17 protein-coding genes are annotated in these 21,828 nt (G+C 41.6%); 12 read left to right on the top strand and 5 right to left on the bottom strand.

Annotated features, from left to right (window positions below; genetic code table 11):
- Positions 1 to 23 precede the first annotated feature (23 nt).
- The 6 genes from HR060_RS02815 to HR060_RS02790 all read left to right on the top strand — a co-directional run bounded on the left by HR060_RS02815 (position 24) and on the right by HR060_RS02790 (position 5,733).
- A complete protein-coding gene (locus HR060_RS02815; protein ID WP_246283063.1) occupies positions 24 to 314 on the top strand; it encodes a hypothetical protein in 291 nt (96 codons plus the stop codon).
- Positions 315 to 1,973, top strand: coding sequence for a PepSY-associated TM helix domain-containing protein (locus HR060_RS02810; RefSeq protein WP_174198755.1), 1,659 nt, complete (start codon positions 315 to 317; stop codon positions 1,971 to 1,973).
- The gene (locus HR060_RS02805) at positions 1,970 to 2,218 is read left to right on the top strand and encodes a hypothetical protein (protein WP_174198754.1); all 249 of its coding nucleotides are present in this window, start codon (positions 1,970 to 1,972) and stop codon (positions 2,216 to 2,218) included. The genes HR060_RS02810 and HR060_RS02805 overlap by 4 nt, the downstream gene beginning before the upstream one ends.
- A gap of 196 nt (positions 2,219 to 2,414) precedes the next feature.
- On the top strand, positions 2,415 to 2,783 hold the full coding sequence (locus HR060_RS02800; protein WP_174198753.1) for a hypothetical protein: 369 nt from the start codon (positions 2,415 to 2,417) through the stop codon (positions 2,781 to 2,783).
- 16 nt (positions 2,784 to 2,799) lie between these two features.
- On the top strand, positions 2,800 to 4,182 hold the full coding sequence (locus HR060_RS02795; RefSeq protein ID WP_174198752.1) for a class II fumarate hydratase: 1,383 nt from the start codon (positions 2,800 to 2,802) through the stop codon (positions 4,180 to 4,182).
- A 195-nt stretch (positions 4,183 to 4,377) separates the two neighbouring features.
- A complete protein-coding gene (locus HR060_RS02790) occupies positions 4,378 to 5,733 on the top strand; it encodes a Na+/H+ antiporter NhaC family protein (RefSeq protein ID WP_484502637.1) in 1,356 nt (451 codons plus the stop codon).
- Between the two features lie 33 nt (positions 5,734 to 5,766).
- On the opposite strand, the gene HR060_RS02785 is transcribed toward HR060_RS02790, so the two are convergent.
- Complete coding sequence (locus tag HR060_RS02785) at positions 5,767 to 8,499, bottom strand: ATP-binding protein (protein ID WP_174198750.1); 2,733 nt, start codon at positions 8,497 to 8,499, stop codon at positions 5,767 to 5,769.
- A gap of 207 nt (positions 8,500 to 8,706) precedes the next feature.
- Here HR060_RS02785 and HR060_RS02780 point away from each other — a divergent pair, with 207 nt between their 5' ends.
- Positions 8,707 to 9,777: a hypothetical protein gene (locus HR060_RS02780; RefSeq protein WP_174198749.1), complete on the top strand. Its 1,071-nt coding sequence runs from the start codon at positions 8,707 to 8,709 to the stop codon at positions 9,775 to 9,777.
- 88 nt (positions 9,778 to 9,865) lie between these two features.
- Positions 9,866 to 10,501, top strand: coding sequence for a cytochrome b (locus HR060_RS02775; RefSeq protein ID WP_343044141.1), 636 nt, complete (start codon positions 9,866 to 9,868; stop codon positions 10,499 to 10,501).
- Between the two features lie 67 nt (positions 10,502 to 10,568).
- Here the strand turns inward: HR060_RS02775 and HR060_RS02770 are convergent, their stop codons facing one another.
- Together HR060_RS02770 and HR060_RS02765 are read right to left on the bottom strand one after the other, a co-directional pair.
- Positions 10,569 to 12,731, bottom strand: coding sequence for a M3 family metallopeptidase (locus tag HR060_RS02770; RefSeq protein ID WP_174198747.1), 2,163 nt, complete (start codon positions 12,729 to 12,731; stop codon positions 10,569 to 10,571).
- Between the two features lie 218 nt (positions 12,732 to 12,949).
- Positions 12,950 to 13,489 (bottom strand): hypothetical protein, encoded by a 540-nt coding sequence (locus tag HR060_RS02765; protein WP_174198746.1) that lies wholly within the window; start codon positions 13,487 to 13,489, stop codon positions 12,950 to 12,952.
- Between the two features lie 541 nt (positions 13,490 to 14,030).
- Between HR060_RS02765 and HR060_RS02760 the strand changes: the two genes are divergently transcribed.
- Both HR060_RS02760 and HR060_RS02755 read left to right on the top strand, forming a co-directional pair.
- On the top strand, positions 14,031 to 14,576 hold the full coding sequence (locus HR060_RS02760) for a carboxymuconolactone decarboxylase family protein (RefSeq protein ID WP_343044140.1): 546 nt from the start codon (positions 14,031 to 14,033) through the stop codon (positions 14,574 to 14,576).
- 122 nt (positions 14,577 to 14,698) lie between these two features.
- Positions 14,699 to 15,676 carry an alcohol dehydrogenase catalytic domain-containing protein gene (locus HR060_RS02755; protein WP_174198744.1) on the top strand — a complete coding sequence of 326 codons (978 nt, stop codon included), beginning with the start codon at positions 14,699 to 14,701 and terminating at the stop codon, positions 15,674 to 15,676.
- A 176-nt stretch (positions 15,677 to 15,852) separates the two neighbouring features.
- Here HR060_RS02755 and HR060_RS02750 read toward each other — a convergent pair whose 3' ends face one another.
- Entirely contained in the window at positions 15,853 to 16,548 is a 696-nt protein-coding gene (locus HR060_RS02750) for a LysR family transcriptional regulator (RefSeq protein WP_425487443.1), read from the bottom strand.
- 168 nt (positions 16,549 to 16,716) lie between these two features.
- Between HR060_RS02750 and HR060_RS02745 the strand changes: the two genes are divergently transcribed.
- Complete coding sequence (locus HR060_RS02745; protein WP_174198743.1) at positions 16,717 to 18,702, top strand: methyl-accepting chemotaxis protein; 1,986 nt, start codon at positions 16,717 to 16,719, stop codon at positions 18,700 to 18,702.
- Positions 18,703 to 18,726: 24 nt separating this feature from the next.
- On the opposite strand, the gene HR060_RS19600 is transcribed toward HR060_RS02745, so the two are convergent.
- Positions 18,727 to 19,269 carry a prepilin-type N-terminal cleavage/methylation domain-containing protein gene (locus HR060_RS19600; RefSeq protein ID WP_174198742.1) on the bottom strand — a complete coding sequence of 181 codons (543 nt, stop codon included), beginning with the start codon at positions 19,267 to 19,269 and terminating at the stop codon, positions 18,727 to 18,729.
- Between the two features lie 159 nt (positions 19,270 to 19,428).
- Between HR060_RS19600 and HR060_RS02735 the strand changes: the two genes are divergently transcribed.
- On the top strand, positions 19,429 to 21,816 hold the full coding sequence (locus tag HR060_RS02735; protein ID WP_174198741.1) for a DUF748 domain-containing protein: 2,388 nt from the start codon (positions 19,429 to 19,431) through the stop codon (positions 21,814 to 21,816).
- Positions 21,817 to 21,828 lie beyond the last annotated feature (12 nt).

Genomic DNA, 21,828 nt, shown 5'->3' with positions numbered 1-21,828 from the left:
TAAGACCACCAGAGATAAAAATAATGGAAGCTAAAAATACCAGGACCAGTGTTTTCTCTTCATTAAAAAGTCGTAACTTTGCCGGCATTTTGATGGCTTTTATTACCACTACCGTTTTAATACCAGGGATGACAACTTACCTGCCATTTGATTTAACGGATCAAATTGCCGTACCTATTTTATTGTTTCCTTTTATCTGGCTTGGCCTTTGTCTTTATAGCTATCTTGCAGAAAAAGCCTGGCAACCATGGGCGCTAATGGGTGCATTGATCCTTATTCATGCCGGCTTGTCCTATTTAGCATTAGCGGGGTAAATGATGAAAAGTAAAACAATAAAAAAGCTCTACACCCTTCACAGTTGGGTCGGTATTGTCACCGGTATCTTACTATTTGTAATCGCTTTTACAGGGGCAGTATCTGTCTTTAGTAAACCAGAATTAAGGTTATGGGGTAATCCTGAGGTTAGAAGCTTACCGGATCTAAATTATCAAAAAGTGGAAGACTTGGTGGCTGAGTACGCCAAAAAAGTACCCGACCATTACCGCGAAGAAGTGATGATCTTTCCACCGAGTGTCAATTCATACACGAACTTAACCATCATTTTTGAATCACACCACGGCGATCCCAACGTTGAGTTGAAAGAAGGCCAAAGGCCAACGCCGATTGGCGCTATGTATCAATTTGACCCGCATACCTATGAGTTAGTTTTTGAAAAACAAGGCACGATGGATGAGATCTTTAATACCGGTGCCAGTGGTTTTGCTTATTTCCTTGTCTCTTTCCATGCAGATCTTCACTTAGGCCGCCCGATTGGTTTATTAACGACAGGTGTATTAGGTCTAACCATGATGCTGTCGATTGTTACCGGTATCTTCATTCACCGTAAAATCCTCGGTCAATTATTCACGTTCAGACCGCAAAAGACTTTTAGTCTCATGCTTACCGATAGCCACAAAGTCATCGGTGTTTGGGGGTTATTATTTAATTCTGTGATTGCTTTTACTGGTGCATTCTTAGGTTTAGCCATTGTCGTACTCGTCCCTGCGGCAGCTTTTGTAAGCTTTGGTGGCGATCAAGAAAAGCTGATTGAAACGTTCACAGCAGTACCCGAGCCAGTTATTCAACACGTTGAACAACCGACGCAAATTGCCAAAATTTTAGAACACGCTAACTTAATTGACCCAGATGCAATGGAGATAGGCACATTAACTGTATTGGGTTACAACGATGCCAGTGCTATCGCATTTACGAACGTCATTGGTGGCGAATCAGTGGCTACTCAATTGGCCGTTTATCAGGGCTCAACGGGTGAATTAAAAGAAATTAATGGTAACTTTGGTCGTCTAGAAGGCGCTTCTGGCCCAGTATTGGATTTACTCTTCCCACTCCACTTCGGTAACTTTGGTGGCATTTTAGTGAAAGTCATTTGGGGTGTTTTAGGTATAGGTACCGCCTTGTTACCTTTAACTGGGATGATGTTGTGGATTGAGCGCGGCTTAAACTCAAATAGCCCTAAATACTCAGAGCGAACTTATCAAAGGTTTAGCAAGCTAGTACTGGGTAGCTGTGGCGGTATCGTCATTGCCGTATTCGCTCTTTTCCCAGCACAGATGATTATCAAACAAGGTTTCGGTATCGAAAATGTTACTCCTATACTGGGTTATATTTTCTATCCACTCTGGCTAGTGATCACAGTCGCGGCAATGATATGGCCGAGTGAAAAATCGGCAAGAAGCGCTATTTTCTATCTTTGCGCTGCAGTGATGTTATCAATTATGCCGATTAATATTTTCTACACAGGTAGCCATGTATTTAATGTCATAAATAACGGCCATTATGTATCTGTTGGTATCGACCTTGTGATGACTGCGCTAGGTATTTATCTATTGCATTTGACCAACAAAATGCAAACAACGTCGGACGATCAAACGCAAAACAGCCAGTTGAATCCACAATTACAAGGAGGCGCATGATGTTGGTGTTTACTCTATTAACCCTACTTATTGTTCTGGGACTCTTAGTACTGAATTTTAATGGCGCGTTAACGGCTGACCCTAAGTTTCAAATATTATCGACGGTACTGCTAATTGTAGGTGCGGTACTGTGTTGTCAGCAATACGGCGTGCTCAGAGGTAGCTTCATCTTTTTAGGTATGGTGACCTTAGTTGGGACAGTGCTAGCATTATTGCCATGGCAGTTTAAACAAATTAAACGCTAACAAATTACGCTCCCCTTTATAGCGAATAAGAAAGAGGCTTCATGGATGGCCTCTTTTTTTATGCCCGCCAATTACCCAATTAGATACTTTAGCCCCTCCCCCAGCATCTAAATACCCATAAAAAACACAAGTTGATATTGATAACCATTATCATTACTATTAGCAAATGAACTATAGACCAATTAAAGCTGCAGTAATGACTAATATCGACCTACTTGAAACACCTGCGAGTAAGCAACTTAAACGCAAAATTCGGTTTGGCTCAGAAGCCAATAACCCTGCGTTATTAGCACTTTGGTTTACTCAAGAAGAATCCGTAATGGATGGTCAGAGCCTGGCAAATAAGCGGGTGATTTATATAGGTCAATTTCGCTTATTGCTCGAAGCTGTCGTTGATGAATTAGTTCCCAGACACTGGCGACAGGCTTGCCTTGATCAAATTTACAAACCACTAAGTGCACTTCAGCGCTTAGTGACAAGTGATGAAAGTGAGCAACAACTGAAAAGCTTGTTAGCAGAGCTCGCTATCACTACCCGCTATGTAGAACGAAGCCTAAACAAATAATGATAAGGAAAATTTAATGTCCGAAACACGTATTGAAAAAGACAGTATGGGTGAATTAGCTGTACCAAAAGAAGCCTTGTATGCCGCACAAACACAGCGTGCAGTTAACAACTTCCCGGTCAGTGGGCAAACCATGCCAAAAGCCTTTATCAAAGCTTTGTTACTTGCTAAGTATGCCGCAGCTGAGGCCAATACAGATCTCGGGCTGATTCCAAAGCCGATGGGCGCTGCAATTTGCCAAGCCGTAGATCAATTGCTAGCCGGCGACTATACCAAGCACTTTCCTGTCGATGTATTTCAAACTGGCTCGGGTACCAGCTCAAATATGAATGCCAATGAAGTATTAGCGACACTAGCAAGTGACATTTATGGTGACAATGTGGGCGCCAATGACCACATCAATTACGGCCAAAGTAGTAATGATATTATTCCCTCTACCATTCATATCAGTGCCGCCATCGAGCTAGCAGAAAAGCTATTGCCAAGCTTAGACTACCTAGTCAATAGCATTCGTACCAAAGCACAAGAAGTGGATGGCTATGTCAAAACGGGACGCACGCATTTAATGGATGCCATGCCGGTTCGCATGAGCCAAAGTTTAAATGCGTGGGCCGACCAAATTGACTCAAACATCAAACACCTTCAGCAATTACAAAGCAGTGTCCAAACCCTTGCACAAGGCGGTACAGCCGTTGGAACTGGCATCAACGCTCATCAAGACTTTGCTGGTAAGTTTAATATTGCCCTGAGCAAAAAAACGGGTATTGCTTTTCAACCAGCAGCCAATTTTTTCACCCATATAGGCTCACAAGATATTGCGGTAGCCCTTTCAGGTCAGCTCAAAACAACTGCGGTTAGCATCATGAAAATCGCCAATGATTTGCGTTGGATGAATTCAGGCCCACTTGCCGGTTTAGGTGAAATTGAGTTAGAAGCCCTGCAACCAGGTTCATCAATCATGCCGGGTAAAGTTAACCCAGTGATCCCAGAAGCAGCCGCTATGGTTTCTGCTCAAGTAATAGGTAACGATAGTGCCATCACAGTTGCCGGCCAGTCTGGTAACTTTGAGTTAAATGTCATGCTGCCATTAGTAGCGAAAAACCTACTCGATAGCATTGAACTACTGAGCAATATCAGTGTGTTGCTTGCCGATAAAGCCATTAGTACTTTTGTGGTAAAAGAAGACAAGCTCAAAGACGCTTTGTCGAAGAACCCAATTTTAGTGACGGCCCTCAACCCAATTATCGGTTACTTAAAAGCAGCAGAAATAGCAAAAATTGCCTACAAACAAGGTCGTCCTATTATTGAGGTCGCCGCCGAGCACACTGATTTAAGTCATGAAGAATTAACACGATTACTCAACCCCACTAAGCTGACGCAAGGAGGCATCCAGAACTAATCACAAATCTTTTTAAGCTAAATAAACCAAACCCGGCTAACCTAATTTGCTCTAGTTAGGTTAGCCACCTCTTTTATCTGGCGGCTAAACAAGACTGACATCGCCTTGTTAGGCATTATCTCGTTACACTTTTTGTAATATTCAACAAAGCACTTTGCTGCTATTTACAGCTTTTTCACGACAATTATTGATAAAATTCGCGCAAATCAATCCACTTTTTTTGTTATGAATCAAAATACGCTTGCTAAAATTTCGCTGCTGCCGCTACTGCTCTTTGTTAGTTTATTTTTAGGCATTGGCTTGTATCTAGAATCTCAGGGCGTTGATTATGCATTTTATCAAACACCTGCTCCCATCATCATTATGCCTGCCATTTTTATTGCGCTGCTATTCGCGGTTAAGTGGCATCAAAATACCTTAGACCAAGCTATAGGTACTTTTATCAAAGGTGTCGGTGATAGCAATATCATGACTATGTGTATGATCTATTTACTCGCGGGGGCATTTGCCACTGTTGCTAAAGCCACAGGCGGGGTAGATGCAGTGGTCAATGCGGGCTTGAGTATCGTGCCGCCATCGATGATTATCCCGGGTATTTTTGTTATCGCGGCTTTAATTGCAACTGCGATGGGCACATCAATGGGGACGATTGGCGCTGTTGCGCCTATTGCCTATGCTGTGGCGCAAACAACCGATATTAACCTCGCACTCGTTGCAGGTGCGGTATTAAGTGGTGCTATGTTTGGTGATAACTTATCTTTTATTTCAGATACCACCATCGCTTCTACTCGAACACAAAATGCCGACATCAAAAAGAAATTCTTAGAAAATATAAAATTTGCTTTGCCAGCCGCAGCATTAACTTTACTTTATCTAGCATTTCAAACCATACCCAATCAAAGCATCACAGCTGAAGACTACGATTTAATACTTATCCTGCCCTATTTGGCTATTTTTGGCTTTGCCATTGCCGGTGTAAATGTATTTATTGTCTTATTGATAGGTATTTTCTCAGCAGCGGCTATAGGTATCTGGCAATACGACTATTCGTTATCAGCCCTAGTAAGCGACAGTTATGAAGGCTTTAGTTCAATGCAAGAGATCTTTTTATTATCTATGATGATAGGCGGCTTAAGTGAGCTGATAAAACGCCAAGGAGGCTTACATTATGTCAGTGAAAAAATTCAGCGCCATCTAGCTAAAATTAGCCACATAGGTGGTAGTAAAGCGAGCCAGTTTGCCATTGGCTTTTTAGCCTTTTTCTCTAACCTTTGTATTGCCAATAACACAGTATCAATTGTCGTATCGGGTGGTATTGCTAAAGAACTCGCTGATGATTCCAATACCAAACCAGAACGCAGTGCGAGTTTATTAGATATCTTCGCCTGTATTGCTCAAGGCCTAGTGCCTTTTGGCGCCCAAGCCTTATTACTCGGTACCATATTTAAGATATCGCCAGTCGATGTAGTCAGTAATTCAATTTACGTTATGGTGCTTGCCATCACGAGTATCGCGTTTATTTTACTGACCCGAGCAAAAAACGCTGTTTAATTTATCTAACAAGCACCGTTTCGCGGTGCTTTTCTATTTGACGGATTTTAACGAGCGCTGAATTTTTTCTACCAGTACCTGAGGCTCAAACGGTTTGACAATAAAATCAACCATGCCGGCTGTTAAACAGGTTTGTTTGGTTTCATCTTGGGCATCTGCAGTTAAACCAATCACAGGTATATCAGCCCAAGCGGGGTTCGATTTTAGTTGCTTGGTCGCGACTAAACCATCCATCTCAGGCATATGTAAATCCATAAGTACTACATCAAATTCTGCTTCAGCGACTTTACCTAAAACCTCAACACCGTTATTGGCCAAACCTACCTCGGCATTTAACTTAGCTAAGATGCGTTTAGCGACAAGACGATTCATATGAATATCATCGGCCAACAATACCCTAATGCCCGTCAAGTCTTGGGGTTGAGTCGTTGACTTATCTGGCTCAGGCCGCCCTTCAGCGAGCATTTTTTGTACTGCTTTGTGAAAAGCGAATGGGGTAATAGGGAAATCAATAATATGGATAAAACCATTTACTTGTTGCTGGTGGAATTGCCTAACAATCAACACCTTGTGTTTGTGTTGATGTAGTTTGGCCAGTTCTTGTTCGGTCATTTGCCCCAGAGTAAAGACATCTAGCACAATCAGGGCGTTTGATTGAATAACCTGCTCGTCTATTGTTGGGGTAAGTTGGTAATCGACTTGCTGGTTAACCAATAAGGCATGCATTTTAAGCGCTAGTTCGGTATCTCCTAATAAAACCGCAAACTGGGTTTTAGCTTTAAAATAAAATTGAGCATTACTTGCTTGATCTGGTCTGTCACTAATAAGCGGTAAGCTCAGGGTACAAACAGTACCAACGCCCGGTTCGCTTTCGATACTGATTTTGCCCGACATCAACTCTGCGAGTTGCTGTGAAATACTGAGCCCCAACCCCGTACCACCAAATTTTTTAGTGGTACCTGCATCAGCTTGCATAAAGGGTTTGAAAATATTCGCTAACTGGCTGGCTGTCATGCCAATTCCGGTATCATTAACAGTAAATACTAAGTTGTCACTTTCGACCGTTACGGCTAGTAACACACTACCCTGTTCGGTAAATTTAATCGCATTACTCAGTAAATTAAGCAATATTTGTCGTACCCTGAGCGGATCGAGTTGCGCTTTAGCAGGTGCGCTATCATCAATTTCGACATTGAATTCAATAAGCTTTTGCTGTGTTAATGGCAAACTCAAGTTAATCACTTGTTGAACTAAGGTATGGAGCTCTGTTTCTTCTGCTTGATAAGAAATCTGCCCTGCTTCAATCTTAGAAAAGTCTAAAATGTCGTTGAGAATAGTCAGTAGCAGTTCGGCTGATTCAGCTGAGTTATCGAGTAACTCTTGTTGCTCGTCATTTAACGGCGTTTCATTTAATAAGTGATATAGCCCTTTAATACCGTTTAACGGCGTGCGAATTTCATGGCTCATATTGGCTAAAAATTCAGATTTAGCACGATTCGCTTGATCAGCTTTTTGCTTAGCTATGACTAAAGATTCATTTGCAGATCGCAAGTCTTGCGTTCTGTCATCAACCCTTTGCTCTAGCTCAGTATTTATTTGCCTGACCATTTCTTCACTGTGTGCCAAAGCGTCTGTCTTTTTAGCAATTTCTTGCGACATGGTTTGAATCGCTCGACCTAATTGACCTATCTCATCTTGGCTTTTTAAGGCCAAATCAACTTGATAGTTATGTTGACCAATTTGCTTTACGGCATCCGTCACATGGGTCACGGGCTTAAACACCAGACGATTTAAAATAGGCACCAATAAAATTAATAACAGCCCTAAAGCAACAGCAGCAATTTTGCCAATGTATAACTTTATTTGGTAGGACGGAGCCTGTAGTGTTTCAACATTAATTGAGCTAACCAAAGACCAATTGGTAACCGCATCAGCAATGTTAAACGGTGTATAAACGCGATAAACTTTTTGCCCTTGTGCGGTTATCGTTTCAATATAACTTTGCCCTGCTTTAACAGCTGCCAAAGCTGAATTAGAAACCTGACCGAGTTCATGCCCCGCAAACACTAAACCATCGGTGGCGAGTAAACTCAATTGCTGATCTTGTGCTTGTTCAACAATAAGTGCCGTTAGGGTATTCAAGTCATAATCCAACCCGACAATACCTAAAAACTGTCCCTCGTTATCAAAAATCGGCGCAGCTAAACTAAATACTAGCTGCTCTTTGTCGTTAACTTCATAAATATAAGGCTCTAAAAAAGTAGGTTTTTTCAGTTCTCGGGGCTTGTCATACCAAACGGCACCTTGCCATTCGATATTGACATCATGGGTAATGTTACCGGCTTCATCCCAATGCCAATATGCATTCACGCGCCCTGTACTGTCGTGAAATGGCGCACTTTTATAATCGTTATCTAAACCATCAAAAGCATTAGGCTCCCATAGCATCCAAGCGCCTAAGTATTTAGTACCTTGATTAGTGACTGTTTTTTTTAATATTTCGTCGAGTAAGGCGCGGTCTGTGCCACCTGCGGCAGCTAGCTCAGCAAAGGTTAAAGCAAAGGCTTTAATACGCCCTAAGCTTTGTTCTAATTGTTGTTGCAGGGCTTGATTGTAAACTACGGCTTGTAGCTCGGCTTGTTGGTAAGCATTTTGATAAGCGCGCTCACTGGTGTATTGGCTAATCAATAACGTCATGATTGCAAAGGCTAGGATAACAACCAGGGTGACACTCGCTAGAATTTTCGTCTTAATGCTTTGAAACATGCAGATTCCTGTAGTTGTGAACAGGTTTTATTATAAAACGTTAGATTGATAATAAATGAGCAAAATTGTTCTTTTTTGTGTATAAAACAAGCATTTATTTATCATTTTGTCGATAAAAACTAACACATTAGAGCACCCAGATATTATTGCCAACCCAAACGCAATTAATTATCATTTACATAAATCATATTTTGGTTCCTTATGTTTATGCGCTATCGTCAATGCTTTAACCACAGCTTGCTCTTCGTTGTTTGTTTTTTACTAAGTGCATGTGACTACCTACCCAAAAGCTCAAATTACTACCTTACAGAAAAGCAAACGACAACCATGCTAAGCCGTGCAAAGCCTGCCGAACAAGCCATCTTAAACTTGTTTGACCAATACCAAATTGTCGCTATGGGTGATGCCCACTTTTATGACGAAGTGATGCAAGGGATCACCGCGATGATCACCACCGCTGACTTTGCTGATAAGGTACAACATATAGTGATCGAATTTGGTAATGCTAAATACCAAGCTTTACTCGATCAGTACCTTTCAGGAGCAGATATCAGTGAACAAGAAGTGAGCCAGGTATGGCGTGAAACTCTCTACTTTACGGCTTGGACTCCCGATGTGTATGCCAATTTTTTCAGCCAAGTACGCCGTTTCAACCAAACTCAAAAACACACTCATCAGCTTAAAGTAACCCTTGCTGAGGCAGCCTTTTCTTGGTCAGATATTCAAACCAGTCAGGCGTGGCGAACACTAGCAGATGACAAGGTCAACGGCTTTGAACAGCTTATTAAAAAGCGCGTGCGCAATGAAAAGGCACTGTTTATTTTTGGCGCGTTTCACACACTTAAACTAGATGGAGCATTAAAACCCAATTTAGCGATTAAAGACTGGCCGTTAATGACGCGTATTGCTCACCATAAACCCAACCAAATTTATACGGTTTGGCCTGTTATTCAACCCGCTCTTATGCAGGCGATTCATCAAGCCCAGCCCAGCCTTTCTAATGCGATAATCGATTTAAAAACGTCGCCTTTAGCCCATCACGAATTTGCAGCGTTAATGCCAAAAGCAAGGGTTAAATTAAGTCAGATGAATGCGCGTAATGCGACTACCGCTGAATTATTTGATGGCATGTTTTACGTTGGCCCAACTGAGCGAAAAATGATGTTTTCACCAACACTAAAAAACGATCAAGCTTGGTTAGCAGAAATGCAACGACGGGTAGATTTAATAGGTGGAAAGATCAAAACCCGGTTTGATGACATCAAACAAGGCTCTTAACTAAATAGACCTAGTTCGAAGAAAATAACGCTAAAAGTCGGCATTTTCGCTCGTTACTCGCATATTTAGTAGTTTAATCCCATACTTTATGCAGCTAGCTGCGGAGACTGGGTTAATGAGCTTACGAAATTCCAGAAAGACTTACGGCACAATAGCAAAATACCTGCACTGGATAACAGCGCTGTTGTTCCTTGGTGCCTACCTTAGCGTGTACTATCGGCAGTGGTTTACCATCAAAGATACTCCAGAGAATTGGAATGCCCTGCAATTGCATTTGTCTTTTGGTATCACAATAGGTGTTCTGGTCTTACTTAGGGTCATCTGGCGACTGACCGAACGCGCCCCCGATCTAGAGCCAGGTTCAGCCATCACTCATTTTTTTGCTCACATCGGACACTACGTGCTCTATGCCGTGATGATAATTATGCCCATCACAGGTTACATGGCCACAGGTGCTAGCAATGATTTTTTCTTTTTATTCAGTATTGCTAAGTTTGAGGATACTTGGCTCTATACTGACTTTTTTGTCAATACGCTGGGCATCACAGTTTCAGATTATGAACAGACCTTTGATTATATTCACAAAGATATACTTGGCGCATGGGGCGTTTGGCTGTTAATTCTCTTTCATATATTGGCTGCGCTCTATCACCACTACATCAAACAAGACGATACTTTGATAAAGATGACATCGCGTAAAGCCAATGATCACGAGTATTACTAACCAACAGAAAGCAAAACGCCCAGCATAAGCTGGGCGTTTGAAAACATCTAAAAGATTAGCTGGTCGTTTATTCTTTTAAACCACGACGAATTAATAAACCATCAGTTGTTGGCGCTTGCCCTCTGAAACCTTTATACAGTTCCATAGTGTCTTTGCTGTTACCCGTAGATAAAATATGCTTGCGGAAGCTATCACCGTTTTTAAGCGTTAAACCGCCATTAGCTTGAACAAAAGCATAGGCATCAGCAGCTAAGATCTCACTCCACATGTAAGCGTAATAACGCGCCGAGTAGCCACCACCCATTGAATGAGCGAAATAGGTAGACTTATAGCGAGGTGGAATAGCAGTGATATTTACACCGTGTTTTTCAAGTGCCTTTTGTTCAAATGCATTCACATCCGATACATCTTGGTCTGCACTGATCGCGTGCCATTCCATGTCTAATAAGGCAGCAGACATATATTCTAATGTATCGAAGCCTTGGTTAAAGCTACGCGATTTAATCACGCGAGCTAATAACTCTTCAGGAATCGCTTCGCCTGTCTTGTAGTGTTTGGCGTAATTAGCGATAACTTCAGGTGTACCGGCAAAATCTTCCATAAAGGTAGACGGGAATTCAACATAGTCACGAGATGTAGCTGTACCAGCAAGTGATGGATATTTAACATCAGAGAACGCGCCGTGTAAGCCATGACCCAGCTCGTGGAACATAGTCGTCACGTTGCTGTAGCTAACCAACGTAGGTTCACCATCTGCACCTTTAGGAATGTTCATCACATTCACAATCACTGGCTTTTGATTTAACAAACCCGATTGACCAACAAAAGATGACATCCATGCACCACCGCGCTTACCTTCACGAGCAAAGTAGTCAGCATAGAAAATAGCTAAGCTTTCGCCATTTTTATCAAAAATTTCGTAGGCATCAACATCTGGGTGGTAAACCGGTAAGTCAGTGCGCGCTTCGAAACGAATACCGAATAAACGTTCCATAGTGAAGAACAAACCATCTTTTAATACGCGATCAAACTCAAAGTATTGTTTAACTTCTTCTTCATTGATGTCGTATTGCGCTTGGCGAACGAGATCAGCATAGTATGCCCAGTCCCAAGGTTTTAACTCAAAGTTGCCACCTTTTTGCTTGATCATAGCTTGAATCGTTTCAGCTTCTGACTGTGCTTTCTTAACAACGGTTGGCACCATAGAGCCAAACATCTCGTAAACAGCCGTAGGGTTTTTAGCCATTTCAGCTTCTAAGCTGTAGCTTGCCCAGTTGTCATAACCTAATAACGCCGCTTTTTCTGCACGTAATGTTGCTAAACGAGCAATCACTGCGCGATTATCAGTTTCACCAGATTGCGCACGGTTTGCCGAAGCACTCCAAACACGCTCACGTAAATCGCGGTTGTTGATTGAAGCTAAGATAGGCTGACGCGTAGTATTTGTGATATTAATTGCATATTTACCGTCATGACCCGCTTCTGTTGCCGCTTTAGCAGCCGCTTTAATTTGCTTGTCTGATAAACCGTCTAGCTCTTCAGCGTAATCAACGATAACTTGAATATTCTTCGTTTCTTTTAATAGGTTTTGCGAAAATTGTGTAGTTAACTTTGAATGCTCTTCGTTAATTGCGCGAATTGCCACTTTTTGCGCTTGAGTTAACTTAGCACCTGCGCGAACAAAATCTTTGTAAGTCACTTCAACTAAACGCAGCGCTTCAGCGTCTAAATTTAATGTATTGCGGTTATCGTAAACCGTTTGAACACGTGCAAATAATTGCGCGTTTAACTTGATGTTATCTGAGTGGCCCGCCATTTTAGGTGCAATTTCTTGCTGAATAGCACGACGCTCAGGGTTACTCGTTGAACCGGCTAAATTGAAAAAGATGCGACCCACACGCGTTAGTAATTCGCCCGACTTTTCCATCGCGACAAATGTATTGTCAAAAGTGGCAGGAGCTGGGTTATTTGCAATAGCTTCAATTTCAGCTAAGTGCTGTGCCATGCCTTTTTCGAAAGCAGGTAAAAAATGCTCGTCTTTAATTTTACTAAAATCCGGTGCTTGAAATTGCAGTTCACTGGCTGCGAATAATGGATTTTGCAAAACAACACCCTCTGTTGCCGTTGTAGTATTTGCAGCAGCTGATGGAGCAGTTGCTTGGTTGCTTACACCACAAGCTGATACTAAAACGCTTGCAGATACTGCGATAGCAATAACCGATTTTTTCATAGAAAGTGTCTCGTTTAATTAAAAGTTCCAAAGCCTAGAGCTTATCACTAACAGAAAACATGTCATTAAACGCTGCCAGTTGTCAGTTCATCAGCGGCCAAAAAGGAAAGTGTAAAACCGTAAACAAAGAAAAACACTTTTGTATCTAGCGAAATAAAACTAGGCTAAGTTAGCATCAAGTTATCGCGTTTTAGTGGTGAAATGGGTCAAGATGCTGACTAATTGGCGTTAGAAAGGATGCGAGATAAATCAAAAGTTCTACCGTAGTCACTTTGATATTTATCAGTAAACTTGGCCGACACGTTAACTTCAAGCCCTGTTAATTGCTGAAGTTGGCCAATAAGCTCATCAACCTGTATATAAAAACCTTCATCGACATCATTGGGCAGTAAAATAGATTGGCCATCTTTGGTTTTTATCGCGTAAGTAAAAACCTCTTTGTAGCCATGTGTATCGCGACTGTCGTTGATCATTTTGGTATCCAAAACGATCGCGGTTAAACCCGTGTAGTTTGTCACTCGCTTAAAGATAAAAAAGCTACTAACAATTTCAGTGATTACTTGTTGATCAACCTGGTACTTGTGAGTGCGGGTAATTAACCAAAAAGCCATGATATACAATGCAATGTTGATCGCCATTATGACCGTAGCCATCGCATCGCTTGTCGCTTGATCGTGAGAAAAACTAAAACTAATGGCCATAGGAACAAAGACGATGTAACCGATAAAGCGCCATACTGACGTTGTTGAAAATTCCATTTTAACTTTTCTTTCAGCGTTTAATTTACAGCCAAAGTAACACTTTATTGATTTTATTTTCAAACAAAAAAAGCACTGCAATTCGCTTACAGTGCTTGTAATTAAAACGATTTACACAACCTACTCATCGATAAAAGGATTCGATTCCTCACTCGCAAATGGGTAGTCGGTATACCCTTGCTCACCACCTCCGTAAAAAGTGGCATGGGCATCGTAGCCCACCTCGGTTAATCCGATATTATTGGCCACCCTGTAAACTAAATCTGGATTAGTGAAAACTCGCTAAACACAGGTGAAGGGAACACTCACGGTCAGTAAGGTTTTCTAATACTTTTGATACTAATAAAACTGGGGTAAGAAGTGCTTTGCTCATCAGCTTTAACCTCATGCGAGGTCATATTTTGATGAGCTGAAGTACAGGGAAGTTCTGCCCTTTATTAAGATGCAAAATAGAAACTACTTTTGCAAAAACAACAAAAGTAATTCATATCAAGCGAACTATGCTTAGCTAGGTTTACTCATAAAAATGGAAATAAATATTGTGAAAAAGTTAAATTTGCACACCATAGATTCAGCACCAGAAGCCATTCAGCCTAAACTACAAGAGCTAAAAGCTAATTTAGGTATGTTGCCAAATTTATACGGCGTATTAGCAGCAGCTCCTGAAGCACTAAAAGCTTACTTAGAGCTTCATCAACACGTACTCAATAGCTCATTTAACGCCGAAGAAATCACTGTCGTTTGGCAGACCATCAATGTTGAACACCGCTGCACTTATTGCGTGCCTGCCCATACGGGGATTGCACTGTCGATGAAAGTTGATAATGCCATCATCGAAGCATTGAGAAACAAACAAGCCATGCCTAATGAAAAGTTAGAGGTACTGCATCAGACAACACTGGCCATGGTCAGAAGTCGCGGGCAACTTACCGATCAACAAGCAGAAGCTTTTTTTGCTGCGGGCTTTAGCAAGCAACAATTAATCGAAATTGTTTTAGTGTTATCGCAAAAAGTGATCAGTAACTATGTCAATCACTTAGCAGAAACACCGTTGGACAAAGCCTTTGAGAAATTTGCTTGGTCTTAATGATCACGCGGCTAAATCATTTAGCCGCTAACGTCTTACAAGACTTGTAGGTTTTTGACTCTTCCCTGAAATCAAGCAGATAAGCTACACTTTTAAAGTTAGCCAGCCCAAGTGGATACGTTATGAGAGCCATCACCTATAACCCTAATAATAAAAAATTCAGCCTTAGCACCGTAAAACAACCCACTCCCGCAGAAAACCAAGTTCTGGTCAAAGTGACAGCCTGTGGTCTCAACCCTGTCGATGCCAAAATCAGTCAATGGCAGCATATGGTGCCCAATATGGATGATAGTTGGGTTGCCGGTTTAGATGTAGTGGGTGAAATTGTACAACTGGGCCAAGGTGTTAAAGGTTGGCAAATTGGCGATAAAGTCATTTGTCACGGTGACATGTTAAAACCTCATGGCGGTTTGGCCGAATACTGTATTCAGGATGCGAAACATCTACTACCGGATCCGGTTATTGATGATGCCTTAGCAGCTGCAATCCCTTGTGCAGGTTGGACAGCATGGCGAGCACTCGTCGATAAATTAGATATTGGCGATCGTAAAAGCATCCTGATAACAGGTGGTTCAGGTGGGGTTGGTAGCTTCGCAATTCAAATTGCTAAGTTCTTTGGCGTTAAGCAAATCATTACAACCTGTTCAGCGCAGAATACCGAATATGTCAGCAAATTAGGGGCTACAGATATCATCGACTACAAACAGCAAAATATAGTCGATGAAGTAATGAAACTGACATCAGGCCAAGGCGTAGAAGTGGGTTTAGATACCGTCGGTGGTGATAATGATATCTATGTTGCGAATTCACTCAGCTTTGAGGGTGAGATGGTCGAATTAGTACAGACGATTCGTCCAGAAGCCTATCAGGACAGTTTTTTAAGAGGGTTGAGCTTTCACCAACTAAGCTTAGGCTCAGGACTGCGCAACGGTTTTGATGCGCTGACTAAAACCCTAAGAGCGGGTAAAGCCATGACGCGCTGCGTACTTGCCGGCGATATTGCTGTGCCCGTAAACACCATCAGCCTAGAGCAAGTACCTGAAACACTTGAAAACATGCTCAATCAAAGGACGGTCGGTAAAATAGTAGCTGTGCTTTAGATACTTTGGCTTAATAAAATCCAGAAAGGCACTAATTCGACGCGATATCGCTGAGGTTTTGTAATAAAGTGCATGAATATTGCGCCTATCTGATTCAAGCATTTGAGCCTTGGCAAATAAACTAACTAAATTTCCCTTGCGCAAATCTTCTTTGATCATAAAACCAGATAAACAACTCATCCTGCACCTTGTAAACAAAGCTGCCTGATGACTTCTCCATGTGAGGTTGTGATATCAGGTTTAATTTGTACTCCCTCGCCTAACGGCCAAAAATTTAGATTCTTTGAACTAATAAAACCAATCAGTGTGTGCTGAACAAGCTCTGCAAAACTTTTTGGTACCCCATTTTTAGCTAGGTATTCAGGTGATGTGACTATATACAAATCACTATGACCAATAAACCTAGCATGTAAACTAGAGTCCGTTAAAGGACCAATGCGAAAGGCTACATCGGTTTTATTTTCTAACAGGCTGACATAACCTTCGTTGGATGAGAGTGCTAACTCAATACCGGGGTAGGCCTGCTGAAAAGCTTGCACGTGCGGCGCTATCTGGTGCAATACAAAAGGGCTTGCCGCATCGACTCTGAGTTTTCCTTTAGGTTTGTTATCTAGATTCAGTAAACCTTCTTCTGCTTGCATTAAGGTTTGCAAACCCGTGCGCACCTGACTGACAAAATCACGCCCCTCTTCTGTCAGTTGTATTTTCCGAGTAGTGCGATTAATTAATGTTGTATTGAGTTGCTGCTCTAAACGGCTAACGGCGCGCGACACTTTAGCCACTTGTATATCTAACTTATCAGCAGCGGCAGAAAAACCACCGCTATCTACCACAGCAATTAAGATTTGTAAGTCTTGCGATCTCGTTTTCATCGGCCTAGAAATTTTGAAACATTATTTTTGCTGATTTAGCGGTTAACTTTTTAGGTAGTTTTTTCAGCAGCGACTAGAGTTTAAAGGTCAGCGCCCAACGCCTAATCATTATAAATATAACTTTGTTTTTAACGCTTATGTGAAATTTAGTCCAACAAGGAGTGATGAGTGAACGTACTAAATCGTATTTCCATCCTTAAGTTATCCTTTATTAGTGCCATTATATTTTCCTTTTTTATCGTATTTTTGGTCGGTAAAGCAGCTTACAACATAAATGATGAGCTCGATAAAGCGCATTGGGATATACAACTCATTGCCCTACTCGATGCAACTGAAAAAGTCGCCCATCATCATGCGGTAGAGCGCGGCTTAACCGCTGGTTTTTTAGCCTCACCGAGTGATAGCCGAAAGCAAAAAGTTGATGCACAAAGGGACAAAGCTGATGCAGCAGCGAATCAGTTTAAAAAGCTTGCACAAGCAAAGTGGCCTGATAACTTTAAAATGCCACTGAAAATAAAGTTTTTAATGGCACAACTCGATAAAAAGAGCAGCATAAGAGCAGAAATCGATCGCTTAGAAGGTCAAAACGCTTTTGCCTATTACAGTATGGTCAATCGTTTGGCCTTAGATGCGGCGTCTAAAATTACGCTCAATATCAGTAATAACGAAGTGGCGCTATCACTCAATACGGCCTTGTTATTTGCCCGCTATAAAGAGCGCGCAGGCCAACTAAGAGGGAAAGCCAACGGTGCACTGGCTAAAAAATCAATTGGCAATAAAGGCAAAGCGGATTTGATTCGCTTCACCGCCGATTTGAACTTAGTTTCAGCCTACTTAGAAAACCTACTTTATGGCAATAGCTTAACGGCATTTAAAAAAATCACCCAATCGAGTGAAAGCAAACAAATCAATCAAATCCTCAATGAACTTGGCCAACCATCTCCCGATTTTTCATCTTTACCGGGTTCTGAAACTTGGTTCCCGATGGCATCTAAACAAATAGGTCAAGTGAAAAAGCTATTAGACGCGCAATGGGTTTACATTGTAGATAAAGCACAAGATGCTAAAAGTAGTGCCCAATTAAGATTAGTTTTCACATTAGTCTTTGCCATCGTGATGACACTGATGCTGATTTGGGTTAACTACACGCTAATTGATACTTTAAAACGACAACTATCAACCCTGACAAGCAGCCTAGACAAAATAGCGGATAAAGGGGACCTGACCGTCGATGTTAAATTGGATAGTGCCAATGAATTAGGCACCATTTCTCATGCCATCAGTAAAACGATTTATGCACTTCGCGATTTAATTGTCGGTTTAGCACAATCTATTTTTACCGGTACTCGGTTAAATAAAACCTTGAGCGATTCGACCACAGCTATTTTAGACGATGCGATAAAAACCCAACAAATGACAGACAACATAGCAACGGCTATTGAAGAAATGGCTTCAACTAGCAGTGAAATCGCCCAATCAGCGGCTGCCACGTTAGAGTCGAGTCAAAGTTTAGATTTAGAAGCCGAGCAATCGCTAAAAATAAATGAAAAAACCAAAACAGCGATGGAGAAACTAACGGCTGAAATGGCGGGTGTGCAACAGCAAGCGGCCACGATGGAACAACAAGTTACCGATATCAGCAGCATTTTAGAAACCATTAACAGCTTGTCAGACCAAACCAACTTACTGGCACTGAACGCAGCAATTGAAGCCGCGCGAGCGGGTGAACAGGGTCGAGGTTTTGCTGTGGTAGCCGATGAAGTCAGGATGCTCGCTCAGGCAAGCCGTGACTCTTCAGATCAAATATCCTCGTTGTTACAAGAGCTACAAAGCATCAGCTACACTGTGGTTGAAGGCATTAACCGCAATGCTAATTCTGCCCAAAAAGTACTCACCACGACATCAGATGCTGAAACGTCTGCTCACCAAGTCAAAGACCACGCCAATACTGTTGAAAATATGTCTACCACAGTATCAGCTGCAGCAGAGCAGCAATCGGTCACAGTCAGACAAATTGCCGAGGATATTTCGGCTATTCAAGCAGCCGCAACAGAAGAAATGGAGTTAGCAACAGAGCTTAGAGAATTGTTCTCACAAGCGGATGAGAATAACAAAGTGTTGCAAAGAACAATGGATTGCTTCGTTTTAGAATAATTATCATGAAACAACAAGCCAGTGTTAACACTGGCTTGTTTCAAAATCGACGAGGTATATTTCTGTATTTGGGTTACCAGTGCCACCCGGCTCTACATAGCGCACATAGCAACCATCCCCTTCTGTAATATCGTAACCAATTTTTACCCGAGAGCTATTACCTGTTGTACAAGTACTCGAATAACACACTTCAATATCGCCAGATAAAGAAATCAAATCCAATATATCTAGGCCATCTGTCTCATCTGCGTACGCTTCTGGGTAGCCAAACTTAAGCTCTAGTGTACCTAAGTCAATGTCAACAGCAGGTGGGTTGTCAGGCGAACTACGGCTGGCGTTTTCTACCCCATTAATAACCGCTTTATTTTTTGCTAGATCAGCTGCAGAACGCAATGACGCACCAATCGCTTCGAGCGCTTCAAGTTTGGCATCAGTACTTAAGTTAAGAAAACGGGGGGCAGCGGTTACGGCGATAAGCCCTAAAATCACGATGACCACCACTAACTCGATTAAGCTAAAACCCGCTTGTTTAAATGAGTGCAAAGTAGAGTTCTTAGGAGGTCGCATCGAGTTACCTTAATCGCAAATGGTCAGTTACCGTTTAATTATATAAGTTAACATGTGATCTGCATGAAATATTAAAAAAAGACAAGTAAACTGCTGTTTCATCGCCTTGTTTTTAAACACCTTTAATACGCGTTATTAAGAGAAGGATCTTTTGCCAATATGAAACTATCAACCCTGTTTTTTCGCGTTACAGCTGTTGTCATTGTTATCTTTATTTTACTTTTTGCCAGTGCAACTTGGTTAGTTAAAAGTGCGGTAAACCATGTTCTCACTGAAAAAGAAATTCAGTTTCATATAGAGCATTTCAGCTTTAATCCCTTGGCACTCTCTGCCACATTGGAGGGTGTGAACATGTCTAAAAAAGGTCAAACCTCTGTTGCCTTTGATCAAGCAAAACTCAACGTCAGCTTAATTGAACTATTCCAAGGGGATATTCATATTCAGCATGCAGCCATTGATGGCTTGTTAATTAATGGTCAACTTATAGACGATACATTCGTCATAAAAGGGCTAAATGATCACGATATCGATATCAAAGTCGACGGTGAGCAAAATAATGTAGCCCCCATCGAACCAAGTAACCAAACGCAGCAAAGAAAGATAAGTCTAGATGAGTTTGTACTCACTAACAGCCAATTTAAACTTACGACACCAGATAAAACCCAAGTAGCGAAAGTGAAAAAGCTCGCTGTTTCGCAAGCGCAACTTCAAGGAAATAAAATTGCATTCGCTTTTGAACTGGATGCAGACCTCAATCAGCTACCCATTGCGTTTAGCGGTTCAATTAACCAAAGCGATGATGTGTTATCTGGACAACTATCAAAAGGCTTATTGAGCTTTAATGCCCATGATTATCAATATTGGCTGCCTGAGGCTTACAAAACAACAAAAGGTTTAATCAACCTAACCTTAGATGCATCTTTTAAACGCGATGTTAACGGTTTATCTATTCAAAGTGAGCAAATGGTGTTGTCGTTATTAGACATCGACCTGCCTTTAGACATGGTCACGCCAACGACTAGGCTTTCATTAGCCGAGCTTGATTTAGTCTTGACTAAAACTGAGATCCAACATGCAGCGGACAATGCAACACCAAACATCAACAGTCAGTTTACTTTGGCAGTTAAGCAATTTTTATTGCAAGAGCTATCACAACAAGCTGTGCTAGCTCGTTTTGATACAAGTGAACTGACTAATGGCGCTTTGAGCTTCGATCAACATATAAGCTTAACGGCCGACTCGCTCAATTATCAAAACTTAACCTTGATGCAGCTCGCTCAATTAGCATCTATCGAACTGGATCAGGATGAAAATATTCAACCGTTTGCCGAGTTTAATCAATTGAGCTTTGTCAATATTGTCTATAACCCAGAAGGTATTCAACTATCTGAAGTCATTGCTGATACCAAGCAAATGACCTTTTATCGCGGTAAGCAAAATACCATTGAGAACTGGTTAAATCTTTCAGCCCCTGCAAACGAGTCAACGCCACCTGCGCAGCCCAAGGTTGAAAAAGAAAAAGCACGGCAAAAAAACATGATTAAAGTGGATAAATTTGCTTTTGCAGGTAAACCAGTTATGACGCTGTTAGATTACTCAACCGAACCTGAAGTGGTACAAGCACTCAATATTGAAACCTTTGAGCTAACGAAGGTAAGCAACCAACCTATCGATAGCATGGCTGAATTTATTATTAAAGCCGATGTGGGCAAGCGCTCAAGTATCGCCATCGACGGCAGTGTCGCACCATTTTATGACAACCGAGATATGCAAGTTACTGGGCATATTAAGGGCATGAACCTTACCCCGTATTCACCCTATGTGGCGCAATCGCTTGGTTACGACATAGAAAAAGGTCTGTTATTTGCCGATTTTGATTTTAAAGTTGAAGATCAAATCATTAACGGTCAGGTCAGCACCAATATAAAGGCCATAGCGCTAAGTGAAAGCCAAGATCTATCAGGGGAAGATAAGGAGGCTGGCGTGGTGCCTCTGAACCTAGCGATTAATCAATTAACGAATGACCAAGGTAACTTAGAGGTCGATATTCCACTGTCGGGTAATGTCAATGACCCTAATTTTGGCCTCAGTGGTTTTATTAGTCTCATCACTACTAAAGCGCTAACTGAAGGGGCTAAAAATTATATCGTACAAACTTTTGTTCCTTATGCCAATGTCGTCAGTCTGGCCATGTTGGCCAGTGATACCCTGTTTGAAGTGTCATTAAATGACCTTGAGTACCAAATCGGTCAAGCCGATTTAGCCCAGAGTCAAATCGAATATGCCGATGAATTGGGCCGGTTAATGAATGAGAAAAAGCAATTCCAGCTCAGTATCTGCCCCAGCGTGCTTTTTGATAAAAGCCAAGGCGAAGTCAGTAAAAAACTAAAGAAACAGTTAAACAGTTTAGGTGAGCAAAGAGTTGATAACTTTATTGATTACTTAATTGAACAATACCAAATTGATGATGCGCGTTTGATTCCGTGTAAAACCAAACTAAGAGATAGTGAAAAAGCCACAGCTAAGCTGGCGTTTGAGATTAAGTAACATCTACTAGCA

It is taken from the genome of Marinifaba aquimaris, assembly GCF_013328345.1.
Classification (GTDB): domain Bacteria; phylum Pseudomonadota; class Gammaproteobacteria; order Enterobacterales; family Alteromonadaceae; genus Marinifaba; species Marinifaba aquimaris.
Note: the sequence above shows the minus strand (reverse complement) of the source record. Positions and strands in the feature narration are given on the sequence as shown.